The organism is Bradyrhizobium vignae (assembly GCF_900324035.1).
In the GTDB taxonomy this organism is placed as follows: domain Bacteria; phylum Pseudomonadota; class Alphaproteobacteria; order Rhizobiales; family Xanthobacteraceae; genus Bradyrhizobium; species Bradyrhizobium vignae.
Genome location: NZ_LS398110.1, coordinates 4219590 through 4234910, shown reverse-complemented (window position 1 = coordinate 4234910; position 15321 = coordinate 4219590). Strand labels below are relative to the sequence as shown.

Annotated in this window: 9 protein-coding genes and 1 tRNA gene; 6 read left to right on the top strand and 4 right to left on the bottom strand. The window is 66.1% G+C overall.

The genetic code is table 11. The features are described from left to right. Positions 1-21: 21 nt before the first annotated feature. Together BRAD3257_RS20525 and BRAD3257_RS20520 are read right to left on the bottom strand one after the other, a co-directional pair. Positions 22-264 (bottom strand): hypothetical protein, encoded by a 243-nt coding sequence (locus BRAD3257_RS20525; protein WP_122403309.1) that lies wholly within the window; start codon positions 262-264, stop codon positions 22-24. A 117-nt stretch (positions 265-381) separates the two neighbouring features. Continuing rightward, positions 382-458 (bottom strand) — tRNA-Arg (locus BRAD3257_RS20520). Positions 459-862: 404 nt separating this feature from the next. Here BRAD3257_RS20520 and BRAD3257_RS20515 point away from each other — a divergent pair. The 6 genes from BRAD3257_RS20515 (at position 863) to BRAD3257_RS20490 (ending at position 12066) form a co-directional block, all read left to right on the top strand. After that, complete coding sequence (locus BRAD3257_RS20515; protein WP_122403308.1) at positions 863-6067, top strand: alpha-2-macroglobulin family protein; 5205 nt, start codon at positions 863-865, stop codon at positions 6065-6067. Positions 6068-6178: 111 nt separating this feature from the next. Then, the gene (pbpC, locus tag BRAD3257_RS20510) at positions 6179-8290 is read left to right on the top strand and encodes a penicillin-binding protein 1C (protein WP_122406681.1); all 2112 of its coding nucleotides are present in this window, start codon (positions 6179-6181) and stop codon (positions 8288-8290) included. A 50-nt stretch (positions 8291-8340) separates the two neighbouring features. After that, the gene (locus BRAD3257_RS20505) at positions 8341-10083 is read left to right on the top strand and encodes an ArnT family glycosyltransferase (RefSeq protein ID WP_122403307.1); all 1743 of its coding nucleotides are present in this window, start codon (positions 8341-8343) and stop codon (positions 10081-10083) included. Position 10084: 1 nt separating this feature from the next. Then, positions 10085-10930, top strand: coding sequence for a phosphatase PAP2 family protein (locus BRAD3257_RS20500; protein WP_122403306.1), 846 nt, complete (start codon positions 10085-10087; stop codon positions 10928-10930). 63 nt (positions 10931-10993) lie between these two features. Next, positions 10994-11731 carry a glycosyltransferase family 2 protein gene (locus BRAD3257_RS20495; RefSeq protein WP_122403305.1) on the top strand — a complete coding sequence of 246 codons (738 nt, stop codon included), beginning with the start codon at positions 10994-10996 and terminating at the stop codon, positions 11729-11731. Then, the gene (locus tag BRAD3257_RS20490) at positions 11728-12066 is read left to right on the top strand and encodes a lipid-A-disaccharide synthase N-terminal domain-containing protein (RefSeq protein WP_122403304.1); all 339 of its coding nucleotides are present in this window, start codon (positions 11728-11730) and stop codon (positions 12064-12066) included. The genes BRAD3257_RS20495 and BRAD3257_RS20490 overlap by 4 nt, the downstream gene beginning before the upstream one ends. 8 nt (positions 12067-12074) lie before the next feature. On the opposite strand, the gene BRAD3257_RS20485 is transcribed toward BRAD3257_RS20490, so the two are convergent. Both BRAD3257_RS20485 and metC read right to left on the bottom strand, forming a co-directional pair. Next, the gene (locus BRAD3257_RS20485; protein ID WP_122403303.1) at positions 12075-13766 is read right to left on the bottom strand and encodes a Na/Pi cotransporter family protein; all 1692 of its coding nucleotides are present in this window, start codon (positions 13764-13766) and stop codon (positions 12075-12077) included. Positions 13767-13921: 155 nt separating this feature from the next. Then, positions 13922-15106, bottom strand: a complete 1185-nt coding sequence (gene metC, locus BRAD3257_RS20480) for a cystathionine beta-lyase (RefSeq protein ID WP_122403302.1) — start codon at positions 15104-15106, stop codon at positions 13922-13924. Positions 15107-15321 lie beyond the last annotated feature (215 nt).

Genomic DNA, 15321 nt, shown 5'->3' with positions numbered 1-15321 from the left:
GCCGAAAGGAGGACGCATCAATCAGTCGACCGCCAGGCAATGCTCCAGGCGTGATTTCTCGTGGCCGCGGCGCGCCCAATCCTGAACGGCAAAGGCAAGGTGATGCTGCCCCATTGCGGTGCCAATGATCGAAGCCTCGGCCAACTTGACGGGCCTCGTGACCACATTGGTGTTCACCACGCCTGCGTCGATTGCCAAATACGACATCGCAACGATCGCGACCGCAGATGCGATCGCCATTCTCGTCAACTCGGATTGCTGCATTAAGAAACCTGTCGGGCGCATCTCGCCCGGCGCTTACATAGGGCTGATCGGCGCCGTTCAAAGGCCGGCGTATGGTTACCCACGCGTTCGTGAAGGGACTGTTGACGGTCAATGGACTGGCGATCCCGGCAGGACTCGAACCTGCAACCCGCGGAGTAGAAATCCGCTACTCTATCCAGTTGAGCTACGGGACCGTCTTGAGCCGGCCGGTTTGGGCGGCTGGCCGTTCATCTAGCATGCCAATATGAAAAATTGGGTCTTTCGCCAAGCCTGAACCGAACCGTTTTCCTCATTGCCGCGACAAAGCGGAACGGTGGGGTGTCAGGGTGCCGGGTTGAGCGGCAGTGGATTGGACGATGGATCACATCGCCGGGACCGCTGAATAGCTTCCGGGACACGGCCGCCGGTCGACTGGTCGGGTAGTGCTGCGCCATCAGGACGGCGTGCGCGGCGGTATCTTGATCGGTCTCCTCTGGGCTTGCCTTTTCATGGCGAATGCGACGATTTGCACCTTTGGTTCCATCGCCTTGAGTCCGTCACCTTTCCGCGCATTTCTTGCGACAAGCGGCGTTCGTCCGCGATTTCCGGGAGTCCATCCATGATCGGTCTTGTTCGCGCCGTCACAATCTGCGCCGCGCTGGCGCTCGGCCTTAACGCGGCGCAGGCCGCCGACAAGGCCTTCAAGCGCGACGATCTCGCCGATTCCGCAATCAAGCTCGAGGCGCAGATCAAGAGCGAGGCGGGGCCGGTCGCCAAGACCAACGCGACGCTGCGCACGGATGCTGACGCCGCCTTCAGGCGCAATGATTACCGCACCGGACTGTCGGTGCTCGGCCAGATTGTGGCCACGACCCCCGACGATGCCGGCAACTGGCTGCGGCTCGCCAAGGTGATCTTCCAGATCTGGCCGAAGAATTCGAGCGAGCAGACCTTCCTGCTGGAGCGCGCTTCGACCGCGGCCTACATCGCTTACATGCGCGCCGGCAATCCGGGCGAGGAGGCGGACGCGCTCGCCGTCCTCGGCAAGTCGCTGGCCGAACGCAAGCTGTGGCGGCCGGCGCTGGATTCGCTGCGGCTGTCGCTCGACCTGCGCGAGGTCGCCGATGTCCGCGGGCAGTACGAGAAGATGCGCGACGAGCACGGCTTCCGGCTGCTCGACTATACCGTGGACTCGGACTCGGCGAGCCCGCGTGCCTGCTTCCAGTTCTCTGAAGAGCTCGCCAAGCGCACCGACTTCGCGCCGTTCCTGGCGCTGGCGGGGCAGGACAAGCCGGCGCTGTCGGCCGAGGGCAAGCAGCTCTGCGTCGATGGGCTGAAGCACGGCGAACGCTACAACATCAACCTGCGCGCCGGCTTGCCCTCCACGGTGAAGGAGGGCCTGCCGAAATCGGCCGAGTTCAACATCTATGTGCGCGATCGCAAGCCCTTCGTGCGCTTCACCAGCCGCGCCTACGTGCTGCCCAGGATCGGCCAGCGCGGCATTCCCGTGGTCAGCGTCAACACGCCCGCGGTCAACATCAACGTCTTCCGCATCGGCGATCGCAACCTGATCAACACGGTGGTCGACAGCGATTTCCAGAAGACGCTGACCAAGTACCAGCTCAGCGATCTCGGCGACGAGCGCGGCGTCAAGGTCTGGTCGGGCGAGCTTTCGACCGCGATGACGCTGAACCAGGACGTCACCACCGCTTTCCCGGTCGACCAGGCGCTCGGCGAGCTCCAGCCCGGCGTCTACGTGATGACTGCCGCGGCCAAGAGCCCCGGTTCGGACGACGACTACCAGCTCGCGACGCAATGGTTCATCGTCTCCGACCTCGGGGTGTCAGCCTATTCCGGCAATGACGGCATCCATGTCTTCGTCAACTCGCTGGCTTCGACCGATCCGGTCGGCAAGGCCGAGGTGCGGCTGGTTGCCCGCAACAACGAGATCCTGGCGACGCGCAAGACCGACGATGCCGGCCACGTGCTGTTCGAGGCCGGCCTTGCGCGCGGCGAGGGCGGCCTGTCGCCGGCGATGCTCACGGTCACGGGCGAGAAGGCGGACTATGCCTTCCTGAGCCTGAAGACCTCCGCCTTTGATCTGTCCGACCGCGGCGTCTCGGGGCGCGCTGTTCCGGCGGGAGCCGACGCCTTCGTCTATGCCGAGCGCGGCGTCTACCGCTCCAGCGAAACCGTCTATCTGACCGCGCTGTTGCGCGATGGCCAGGGCAATGCCGTCACCGGCGGGCCGATGACGCTGGTGGTCGAGCGCCCCGACGGCGTCGAATTCCGCCGCGCCTCGCTGGCGGACCAGGGCGCCGGAGGCCGTACGCTGGCCGTGCCGCTCAATTCGGCCGTTCCGACCGGGACGTGGCGCGTGCGCGCCTTCACCGACCCAAAAGGCTCCTCGGTCGGCGAGACCACCTTCATGGTCGAGGACTACGTGCCCGATAGAATCGAATTCGACTTGTCCGCCAAGGACAAAGTGATCAAGGCCAACGCTCCAGTGGAGCTGAAGGCCGACGGTCATTTCCTCTATGGCGCGCCGGCCTCGGGCCTTGCGCTCGAAGGCGACATGCTGATCGCGCCTGCAAGCGAACGCCCGGGCTTTGCCGGCTACCAGTTCGGCGTCGCCGACGAGGAGACCACCTCGAATGAGCGCACGCCGCTGGAGAATCTCCCCGAGGCCGATGCCAACGGCGTTGCGACCTTCCCGGTCACGCTGGACAAGCAGCCGACCTCGACGCGGCCGCAGGAGGCGCAGATCTTCGTCCGCATGGTCGAGACCGGCGGCCGCGCCGTCGAGCGCAAGATCGTGCTGCCGGTCGCGCCAGCCGCGGCGCAGATCGGCATCAAGCCGCTGTTCGGAGACAAGAACGTCGCCGAGGGGGACAAGGCCGAGTTCGATGTCGTGTTCGTCTCGCCTGAGGGCAAGACGCTGCGCCGCGACGGCCTGCGCTACGAGCTCCTGAAGATGGAGTCGCGCTACCAATGGTATCGCCAGAACAATTACTGGGAGTACGAGCCCGTCAAATCGACCTCGCGCGTCGCCGACGGTGACGTCACGATCGCTGCCGACAAGCCGACGCGGATCTCGCTCACGCCGCAACCCGGCCGCTACCGGCTTGATGTGAAGTCGAACGACGCTGACGGCCCGGTGACCTCGGTGCAGTTCGATGTCGGCTGGTATTCCGACGGCAGCGCCGATACGCCGGACCTGCTGGAGACCTCGATCGACAAGCCGCAATACGCCTCCGGCGACACCATGACGGTGTCGGTCAATGTGCGCAGTGCCGGCAAGCTCACCATCAACGTGCTCGGCGACCGTCTGCTGACGACGCAAACCATCGACGTCAAAGAGGGCACCGCCCAGGTCAAGCTTCCGGTCGGCAAGGACTGGGGCACCGGAGCCTATGTGGTGGCGACGCTGCGCCGCCCGCTCGATGCCGCCGCCCAGCGCATGCCGGGCCGGGCGATCGGTCTGAAATGGTTCGGTATCGACAAGCAGACCCGCACGCTGCAGGTGAAGCTGACGCCGCCGGCGCTGATCCGGCCGAACTCCACGCTGAAGATCCCGGTCAAGTTCGAGGGCCTCAATCCGGGCGAGGACGCTAAAATCGTCATCGCCGCGGTCGATGTCGGCATTCTCAATCTCACCAATTACAAGCCGCCGGCACCGGATGATTACTATCTCGGCCAGCGCCGTCTGAGCGCCGAGATCCGCGATCTCTACGGGCAGCTCATCGACGGCATGTCGGGCACGCGCGGCCAGATCAAGTCCGGCGGCGATGCCGGTGCGGGAGAGCTCCAGGGCTCACCGCCCACGCAGAAGCCGCTCGCGCTCTATTCCGGCATCGTCACGGTCGCTGCCGACGGCACTGCGGAAGTGAGCTTCGACATTCCGGAGTTTGCCGGCACCGCGCGCGTGATGGCCGTGGCATGGACCGCGACCAAGCTCGGCCGCGCCAACACCGATGTCGTGATCCGCGATCCCGTGGTGCTGACGACGACGCTCCCGCGCTTCCTGCTCAACGGCGACCACGGCACGGTCAATCTGGAGATCGACAATGTCGAGGGTCAGGCCGGCGACTACGTCATCGACGTGAAGACCGGCGGCCCGGTGAAGATGACCGGCAATCCCGCCACCGCGGTCAGGCTCGCCGCCAAGCAGCGCAACTCCTTCGCGCTCGCGCTCGATGCGACCGCGGCGGGGCAGGCGACGCTCGACGTCGACATCAAGGGGCCGAATGGCCTGGCGCTGGCGCGGCACTACGCGTTCGACGTCAAGGCAGCGACGCAGGTGCTGGCGCGGCGTTCGATCCGCACGCTGGCGAAGGGCGAGAGCCTGACGCTGACCTCGGACATGTTCAGTGATCTCGTGCCGGGCACCGGCAGCGTCTCGGTCTCGGCGAGCCTGTCGACCGCGCTCGATGCGGCGACGATCCTGAAAGCGCTCGACCGCTATCCCTATGGCTGCTCGGAACAGATCACCAGCCGGGCCATGCCGCTGCTCTATGTCAACGAGCTCGCGGCCGGCGCGCATCTCGCCATGGACACCGAGGTCGACCAGCGCATCCGCGACGCCATCGAACGTCTGTTGGCGCGTCAGGGCTCGAACGGCTCGTTTGGACTGTGGTCCGCGGGCGGCGACGATGCCTGGCTCGACGCGTACGTGACGGACTTCCTCACCCGGGCCCGCGAAAAGGGCTTTGCGGTGCCTGATGTGCTGTTCAAGAACGCGCTCGATCGGATCCGCAACTCCGTCGTCAACGCCAACGAGCCGGAAAAGGACGGTGGGCGCGATCTCGCCTACGGCCTCTACGTGCTCGCGCGTAACGGCGCAGCGCCGATCGGCGATCTCCGCTATCTCGCCGACACCAAGCTCGCCAACCTCGCAACGCCGATTGCGAAGTCGCAGCTTGCGGCGGCGCTCGCTCTGGTCGGCGACCGCAACCGCGCCGAACGGGTCTATGGCGCCGCGCTCGACAGCCTCGCGCCAAAGCCCGTGCTCGAGTTCGGCCGCACCGACTACGGCTCGCAGCTTCGCGATGCCGCAGCTTTGGTCTCGCTCGCCAGCGAAGGCAACGCGCCGAGGACGACGCTGACCCAGGCAGTGTCGCGGGTCGAGACCGCGCGTGGACTCACGCCCTACACCTCTACGCAGGAGAATGCGTGGCTGGTGCTGGCGGCGCGGGCGCTGGCCAAGGAGAACCTGTCCATCGAGGTGGACGGCCAGCCGGTCAAAACTGCGCTCTATCGCAGCTATAAGGCGGACGCGCTGAGCGGCAAGCCGCTGAAGATCACCAACACCGGCGACGCACCGGTGCAGGCGGTGGTCTCGGTGTCGGGCTCTCCGGTCACTCCGGAGCCGGCGGCGTCCAACGGCTTCAAGATCGAGCGCAGCTACTTCACGCTCGACGGCAAGCCCGCCGACGTCAGCAAGGTCAAGCAGAACCAGCGCTTCGCGGTGGTGCTGAAGATCACCGAGGCCAAGCCCGAATACGGTCACATCATGGTGTCCGACTATCTGCCGGCGGGTCTGGAGATCGACAACCCGAAGCTGGTGTCCTCCGGCGACAGCGGCACGCTGGACTGGATCGAGGATGGCGAGGAGCCCGAAGACACCGAGTTCCGTGACGACCGCTTCACTGCGGCCGTGGACCGGGCCTCGGATTCCAAGTCGGTCTTCACCGTCGCCTACGTCGTGCGCGCGGTCTCGCCCGGCAAATACGTGCTGCCGCAAGCCTATGTCGAGGACATGTACAATCCCTCGCGCTATGGTCGCACCGGTACGGGCACCGTCGAGGTGCGGGCGGCGAAGTGAGCCGGGCTCGAATCTGAGTTGAAGTGAATGAGCGCAGCGGAGCCACATCATCAGTCGTCATGCCCGGGCTTGACCCGGGCATCCGCGGCCGCACAGGCGGTGGATGACGGCGTGGATGGCCGGGTCAAGCCCGGCCATGACGAGCGGAGAGGGCAACTCGCCTTTCGCCTCGTCTCCGCCGCCGCTCTCACCCTCATCCTCGCCATCACCGGCTTCGTCGCCTGGGTCTACTCCCTCGGTCCTCTCCCGCTCGAGGAAGCACGCCAGGTCTCCACCACCATCGTCGACCGCAACGGCAAGCTGCTGCGCGCCTATGCCATGGTGGACGGGCGCTGGCGGTTGCCGGTCGATGCCAGGACCAACGTCGATCCGACTTATCTCAAGCTGCTGTTCGCCTATGAGGACCAGCGCTTCTATGCTCATGACGGCATCGATTCGTTGGCGCTGGGGCGCGCGGCGTTGCAGCTCGGGACGCGCGGCCACATCGTCTCGGGCGGCTCGACCATCACCATGCAGCTCGCGCGGCTGATGGAGCCGAGGCGGCAACGTTCGCTCTACGCAAAACTGAGGCAGATGGTGCGTGCGATCGAAATCGAGCGCAGCATGAGCAAGGAGCAGATCCTCGATCTCTATCTGGCGCTCGCACCCTATGGCGGCAATCTCGAAGGCATCCGCGCGGCGTCCATCGCCTATCTCGGCAAAGAGCCGAAGCGCCTGTCGCTGGCGGAAGCCGCGATGCTGGTCGCACTGCCGCAATCGCCGGAGACGCGCCGGCTCGACCGCTACCCTGATGCGGCGCGCAAGGCGCGCGATCGCGTGCTCGACCGCATGGTCGAGGAGCACGTGATCAGTGCCGACGACGCCAAGCAGGCCAAGGCGGTGCCCGTGCCGAAAGTGCGCAAGCCGATGCCGATCCTGGCGCCGCACGCCTCCGACACCGCGCTTTCGACAGTCAAGGACAAGCCGGTCATCAAGCTGACGCTCGATGCGAACTTGCAGAAGGTACTGGAGCCGCTGGCGCGCGACCGCGCCGTTGCGCTTGGGCCGAACATCTCGGTCGGCATCATCGTGGTGGACAATGAGAGCGGCGACGTGCTCGCCCGCGTCGGCTCGGCCGATTATTTCGACGAGAGCCGGGCAGGGCAGGTCGACATGACCCGCGCCATCCGCTCGCCGGGCTCGACGCTGAAACCCTTTATCTATGGGCTCGCCTTCGAGGATGGCTTCGTCCATCCGGAGAGCCTGATCGACGATCGGCCGGTCCGCTTCGGCTCCTACGCGCCGGAAAATTTCGACATGACGTTCCAGGGCACGGTGCCGGTGAGGAAGGCGCTGCAATTGTCGCTGAACGTGCCCGCCATCGTGCTGCTCGACCGCGTCGGCTCGAGCCGGCTGGCCTCGCGGCTGCGCCAGGCCGGCGGCAATCTGGTTCTGCCCAAGGACGAGACGCCAGGGCTCGCCATGGGTCTCGGCGGCGTTGGCGTCACGCTCCAGGACCTCGCCCAGCTCTATGCGGGCTTTGCCCGTCTCGGCACCACCAAGCCACTGCGGGAGATCATGGCCGACAAGGATGACCGTGAGCCGCTCCGGCTGCTGGATCAGGTCGCGGCCTGGCAGGTCGGCAACGTGCTGCTGGGAACGCCACCGCCGGAGAACGCCGCCCACAACCGGATCGCGTTCAAGACCGGGACCTCTTACGGCGATCGCGACGCCTGGTCGGTCGGCTTCGACGGCCGTATGACCATCGGCGTCTGGGTCGGGCGTCCGGACGGCGCGCCGGTTCCCGGGCTGATCGGACGTGTCGCCGCCGCACCCATCCTGTTCGACGCCTTTGCCCGCAGCGGCAAGACGCTCGCGCCGTTGCCGAAAGCTCCCCGGGGAACCCTGGTGGCCGGCAACGCCAAGCTGCCGCTGCCCCTGAAGCGGTTCCGCCCGATCGGGGAACTGGTGCGCAACGGAGGCGAGCAGGCGCTGCACATTCAGTTTCCGCTCAACGGCTCGCGGATCGACGTCGATCGATCGGGGGGCCGGGAAAGCGCAGCCATGCCGGTCAAAGTCGCCGGCGGCGTGCTGCCCATGACCGTCATGGTTAACGGCACCGCGCTTGGCGAGATCGACGGCCGCCGTCAGCGGCTGATCGATCCGCCCGGTCCGGGCTTTGCCCGGCTCACCGTGATCGACGCCACGGGCGCCGCGGACACAGTCGTCATTCGAATTCAATGACCCTGCCTTAAGCGGTTGTGGCGATGGCGGTTTCAGCGTAAGCGGAACCAATGGCCGAGACCTACCCAAGCCCCCGTTTTGGAGCCCCGCGCGAGTCGAAATCGCCCGCAAATCCGGGCAGCGGGCTCGTGCGCATGCTCGACATCGTCACGGCCAGCCATGCGCGCGCGGTCGGCTTCCTGGTGCTCTGCGCGCTGCTGCTGTTCCTGCCCGGCTTCTTCACCATCCCGCCGATCGATCGCGACGAAGCGCGCTTCGCCCAGGCCACCAAGCAGATGGTCGAGAGCGGCGACTATGTCGATATCCGCTTCCAGGAGGACGTCCGCTACAAGAAGCCGGTCGGCATCTACTGGTTGCAATCGGCGACCGTCGAAGCCGCGTCGATGCTCAAGCTGCCGAAGGCCGAATTGCGCATCTGGGTCTACCGGCTGCCCTCCCTGATGGGTGCGATCGGCGCCGTTCTCATGACCTATTGGGCCGCCCTCGGCTTCGTCACGCGACGCGCCGCGGTGCTGGCGGCGCTGATGATGTGCGCGTCCGTGCTGCTCGGCGTCGAAGCTCGCCTCGCCAAGACCGATGCCATGCTGCTGTTCTGCGTCGTCGCCGCGATGGGCGCGATGGCGCGGGCCTATTTGTCCTGGCAGCGCGCCGAGGACGAGACGCATCCGCCCTGGAGCTGGCCCGCGATCTTCTGGAGCGCGCTCGCGGTCGGCATCCTGATAAAAGGTCCGCTGATCCTGATGTTCGCGGGCCTCACCATCGTCGCGCTTGCGATCCAGGACCGCGACGCCTCCTGGCTGTGGAAGCTGCGCCCGCTCTGGGGCCTGATGTGGATGCTGGTGCTGGTGCTGCCCTGGTTCGTCGCGATCTTCTGGCGCGCGGGCGATGCCTTCTTCGCCGATTCCGTCGGTGGCGACATGCTGAGCAAGTTAGGGGCCCAGGAATCCCACGGTGCGCCGCCGGGAGTCTACCTGGCGCTGTTCTGGATCACGTTCTGGCCGGGCGCACCGCTTGCCGCGATGGCGGCGCCGGCGGTGTGGCGGGCGCGGCGTGAGCCCGGCGCGCAGTTTCTGCTGGCCTGGCTGATCCCGTCCTGGATCGTATTCGAGGCGGTGTTGACCAAGCTACCGCATTACGTGCTGCCGCTGTATCCGGCGATCGCGATCCTTACCGCAGGCGCATTGGAGCGGCGCGTGCTGTCACGCTCCTGGCTGACGCGCGGTTCGGCGTGGTGGTTCGCGATCCCCGCCGCCGCCTCGATCATCGCGGTCGTGGGCGCGGTGATGCTGACGCGGCAGCCGGCCTTCGTGGCCTGGCCGTTCATCGCGGCCGCGCTGATTTTCGGCCTGTTCGCCTGGTGGCTCTACGACAACAATCGCGCCGAGCGCTCGCTGCTCAACGCGCTGGTCGCAGCCCTGATGCTGGCGGTGACGGTCTACGGCATCGTGCTGCCGTCACTGACGCCGCTGTTTCCGAGCATCGAGATCGCGCGCGCGCTTCGCAATGTCACCTGCGTCGGACCGAAGGCGGCTGCGGCTGGTTATCACGAGCCGAGCCTTGTCTTTCTGGTGGGCACTCAGACCTTGCTCACGGATGGCTCTGGTGCGGCGGACTTCCTGCGGCAGGGGAACTGCCGCTTCGCGCTGATCGAGCAGCGCTCGGAGCGCAGCTTCGTGCAGCGCGCCGAGGCGATCGGGCTGCGCTACAAGGTCGGCGCGCGCATCGACGGCTATAATTTCTCGCAAGGGCGCGCGATCTCGATTTCGATCTTCCGGTCGGAAGGCACCCAATAGGATGAGCGTCCCGACCGACACTGCGCCGCGTGGCGGCTATCCCGCGCAGTTGCTCGCCGTGTCCTGGCGCGCCCTGGCGCAGCTCGTCCGCTCGCCATCGCATTCGCGCCGGGCCGAGGCCGCCCGAAGACTGGCACGGCACTCGCTCTGGCTCAGCGCAGCGGGCGCAGCGCTGGTCATCGTGCTGATGGTCGGGTTTGATCAGACCGAGATCCTGCTGATGCCGCCGCGCGGCACACCCAGCCTGTGGCCGATCCGCATCCTCACCGATTTCGGCAAGGACGAGTATGTGCTCTCCGTGCTGGGGGCTGCGCTGGTGGCGCTGGCTTTTGTCGCGGCCGGAATGCACGGAAGCCGCCGCGCGCTGCTGCTCGTCTTCGGCACGCGGTTGCAATTCATGTTTCTGTCGGTTGCCGTGTCGGCGTTCGTCGCTGAGATCCTGAAATATCTCATCGGCCGCGGACGTCCATTTGTCGGCGGCCAGGCCAATCCATTCAACTTCATACCGTTCGAGGGGACGGGCGCCTACGCCAGCTTGCCGTCAGGCCATGCCGTGGCAGCCTTCGCCCTGGCGTTTGCCGTGTCGGCATTGTGGCCGCGCCTGCGCCTGTTCATGTTCACTTACGCAATCGTGATCCTGCTGACGCGCCTGGTGCTGCTCGCGCATCACCCGAGCGACGTCGTGGCTGGCGCCCTGGTCGGCATGGTCGGGGCCATGGCCGTCCGTTACTGGTTTGCGGCCCGAAGGCTCGGCTTTGCCATCCGCGCCGACGGCACCATCGTGCCGCTTTCACGGACGGTTTCGGACCGCCTCAAAAGGGTTGCCCGCGGGGCATCCGCCCCATAAAAGCGGCTGCCTGCCGGGACGCCGGTTCCCTGGGGCAGGTCAATTCCAACCACGAGCCTCGATTTGTCGACGTCCCAGCCTTCGGTTTCAATCGTCGTTCCCGTGCGCAACGAAGCCGACAACATCGCGCCCTTGATCGAGGAGATCACGGCGGCGCTCGATGGCCGCTGGGCCTATGAGATCATCTACGTCAACGACGGCTCAACCGACGCGACTGGTGAGCGGCTTGCCGCCATCATGAAGCAGCGGAGCAATCTGCGTCAGCTCCGCCATGCGAGGTCAGGCGGCCAATCCGCAGCCGTGCGCAGCGGCGTACGCGCGGCGCGCGGGGAAATCGTGGCGACGCTCGACGGCGACGGCCAGAACAATCCGGCCTTCCTGCCGGACCTGATCGCGGCGGTCGAGAAGGGGGCAGGACGCGTCGGTCTCGCTGCCGGCCAACGCGTCGGGCGCAAGGACACCGGCTTCAAGAAATTCCAGTCGCGCGTGGCGAACGGCGTTCGCAATGGCATCCTGAAGGACGGCACGCGCGACACCGGCTGCGGACTGAAGGCGTTCCGGCGCGACGTCTTCCTGATGCTGCCGTATTTCGACGGGCTGCATCGCTTCCTGCCGGCGCTGGTCCGCCGCGAAGGCTACGACATTGCCTATGTCGACGTGATCGACCGGCCGCGGCATTCGGGTGTATCGAACTACGGCTTCTTCGACCGGCTGTGGATCGGCATCATGGATCTCGCCGGCGTGTGGTGGCTGATCCGCCGCAAGAAGCCGACGCCTGAGGTGACCGAGGTGAATGCATGATCATCCAATACGGTCAGGCGCTGAGCAATTATCTCTACGACGTCTTCATCGCCAAGTTCGACTTCTGGCTGGCGTTCGGCCTGGTTGCCCAGCTGTTCTTTACCGCGCGCTTCCTCGTGCAATGGATCGCGAGCGAGCGCGCCGGCAACAGCGTGGTGCCGATGGCATTCTGGTTCTGCTCGATGGGCGGCGGGCTGATGACGCTGGTCTATGGCGTCGTGAAGCGCGAGCCCGTGATCATCCTCGGACAGGCGCTCGCGACCATCATCTATGTCCGCAACATCATGCTGATCGTCAAGAACCGCGGCACCGCCTCGAAGACACTGGACCGCTGATCAAAGGGTTATCGCGGCAACACCGAGGCCGCGCCTGAGGCGGACAGGGCGGCCGTTTCCGCCTCGGTTCTACGATAGGGCTCCCCGGCTGCATCCAGCACGGGATAGGCGACCGAGCAGATATGCGAGTGGATGCGGCGCAGGTCGCGCAGCACGTCGAGATGCAGCGATGTGGTTTCGATGGTTTCGGGGCGGCCCTCGCGCAGGCGGTCGAGATGGCGCTCGACCGCGGCAAGCTCGGTGTTGCGCAGCGCCGTCTTCTCCACCAGCAGCTTGCGCGCCTCGTTGGCGTCGCCCGACATGAAGACGCCAAAGGCGATGCGCAGCGAGTCCATCGTGCGCTTGTGGAACGCGGCGAGTTCCTCGGCCCCTTCCGCCGAGAACTGGAAGCGCCGCTTGATCTTCTTGGTGGCGAGCTCGCTCAGGCTCTTGTCGATGATGTCGCCGATATGTTCGAGGTTGATGGCGAAGGAGATGATCTCCATCGCACGCCGTCCTTCGCTCTCGTCGAGGCTGCCGCGCATCAATTTCGTCACGTAGAGCTTGATGGCCTCGTCGAGACCGTCGACGAGATTGTCCGTCTTCGAAACCTGGTCGACCAGCGCGCGGTCGCCGGTCATCATCGCGGCCATCACCTTGCGCAGCATGACCTCGACGAGGTCGCCCATGCGCAAGGTCTCGCGGGCGGCGTCGGCGAGCGCAAGTGACGGCGTCTCCAGCGCGGTCTCGTCGAGATAGCGCGGCCGGGCCGGATCGGCCTCCTTGACGCGATCGGGCAGCAGCCGGTTCAGCAGGCGCGACATGGGGTCGAGGAGGCCGATGAAGAGCACGGCCGTGCCGACATTGAAGGCGATGTGGAAAGCCGCCGTCATCTTGGCGAGATCGGGCTGCCAGGCGTGCATGTGCGCAGCGATCGCGCCCAGGAAGGGCAGGACGAGCGCAATCCCGACCACGCGGTTGATGAGGTTGCCGACCGGCAGGCGATAGCTTGCGGGGTCGTCGCGCCTGGCGCCCTCGAACACGGGATTGATGGCGCTGCCGAGATTGGCCCCGAGCACCAGTGCGAGGGCCGCATAGGGCGAAATGAACTGCGAATAGGCCAGCGACATGATCAGCAGCACGCTGGCAACGCTCGAATGCACCGCCCAGGTGACGAGGGCGGCGATCACGATGCACAAGACCGGGTCGCCGGTGATGGCCGACATCACGACGCGGACGCCGGGCGCGTTCTCCGCCGGCGCCAGCGTGTCGAGCAGGATGTGCAGCGAGAGCAGCATCAGGCCGAGGCCGATGCAGACACGCCCGACGTCCTTGATCCGGGATCGCGGCCCGGCGCGGAAGGCGACGAGCCCCAGCACGAACAGCACTGGCGCAACGGCGGCGATGTTGAACGACAGCACCTGGACGATCAGCGTCGTGCCGACATTGGCCCCGAGCATGATGGCGAGCGCGGCGGCGAGACTGACGAGCCCCTCGGCCGCGAACGAAGACGTGATCAGCGCCGTTGCCGTGCTGCTCTGGAGCAGCGCGGTGAGCCCGAGGCCGGCGGCGAAGGCGCTGGCGCGGTTGCTGAGCGCCTTGCCGAGCAGGCGCCGCAGGTCGGGGCCGAAGGCGCGCAAGATCCCGCTGTGGACCATGTGCAGGCCCCACAACAACAGCGCAACGCCGCCCATGAGATCGAGCAGAACCAACGTTCCCATGCTCCGAGTCCGGATTGGAGTCGATTGGTGAGGCTAGCGCCAAATACTTGAGGATCAAACCATTTGTTGGCGCATTGGAGTTAACGTTTGCGGCGCGTGCACGTTCCCGCGGCGCGCGATGCCGCGTCCTCGCGCACGATGCCGCGTGAGCAGGCTCACATTGCCGCCTTGAGGGCAGCGAAGCCGCGATCGAGATCGGCTTTGAGATCGTCGGTGCTTTCGAGGCCGATGTGGAGTCGCAGGGTCGGGCCGCCGGGCGCCCACTTGGTCGCGGTGCGATAGGCATCGCAATCGAAGGGAATTGCGAGGCTCTCGAAGCCGCCCCAGGAAAAACCCATGCCGAACAGTTTTAGCGTGTTGAGCATGGTGTCGACAGCCTTCTGCGGGGCGGGCTTCAGCACGATGCTGAACAGGCCCGAGGCGCCGGTGAAGTCGCGCTTCCAGATCGCATGGCCGGGATCGGTCTCTAAGCCCGGATGCAGCACGCGCGCGACCTCGGGACGGCCTGCGAGCCAGCGCGCCATATCGAGCCCGGAGCGATGATGCTGCGCGAGGCGCACCGACAACGTGCGCAGGCCGCGCAGCGCCAGGAAGACGTCGTCGGGACCGGCGCAGACGCCGAGCAGGCGGATGCCTTCGGCAATCTGCGGCCAGGCCTTGGCGTTGGCCGAGATGGTGCCGAACATGATGTCGGAATGACCGCCGATATACTTGGTGGCGGCCTGCATGCTGATGTCGACGCCCTGCTCCAGCGAGCGGTGATAGAGCGGGGTTGCCCAGGTGTTGTCGTCGATGACGAGGGCGCCGCGCGCATGCGCGACGTCGGCGATGGCGCGGATGTCGGGCATCTCGAAGGATTGCGAGCCCGGCGCCTCCACCAGAACGGCGCGGGTGTTGGACTTGAACAGCTTTTCGATGCCGGCGCCGATCAGCGGATCGAAATAGGTGGTCTCGACGCCATAGCGGGTCAGCATGCCGTTGCAGAAATTGCGCGAAGGCCGATAGATGTTGTCGACGACCAGAATATGATCGCCGGCCTTCAGCACCGCGAGCAGGGTGGTGGAGATCGCCGACAGGCCCGACGGCACGATGCCGACGCCGGCGCATTGCGGCCCCTCCAGCGCCATCAGCGTATCCTGGAAAGCCCTGGTCGTCGGAGTGCCGTGGCGGCCATAGGTGAACTCGCCGCGATGGGCGTGCAGGTCCTCGGCGGTCGGATAGAGCACGGTCGAGCCGTGGAACACCGGCGGATTGACGAACCCCTTCTGCGCCTTGGTGTCGCGGCCGGAGGTGACCAGCCGGGTCTCGGCGTGCTGCTCTTGGGGGTGCGAGGAATCCATGCGTCTGCTTTCAAAACCGCGTTTCCACCGGACGCATCGCGCCCGCGGGCCGGCCGAGAGGCCGCTGTCGTTAATAACAGAATACAGAAGAGTCCCGTCAACCCCTTGACCCGGCTCGCCAGTCGTTCTGTGATGCGCAGGTGCTATTCAGTCGCCGCATGTTGAGGGGCCTGCCGCGACCTTCGATCCATTGCCTGAGCGGTCTTTGCGTCACA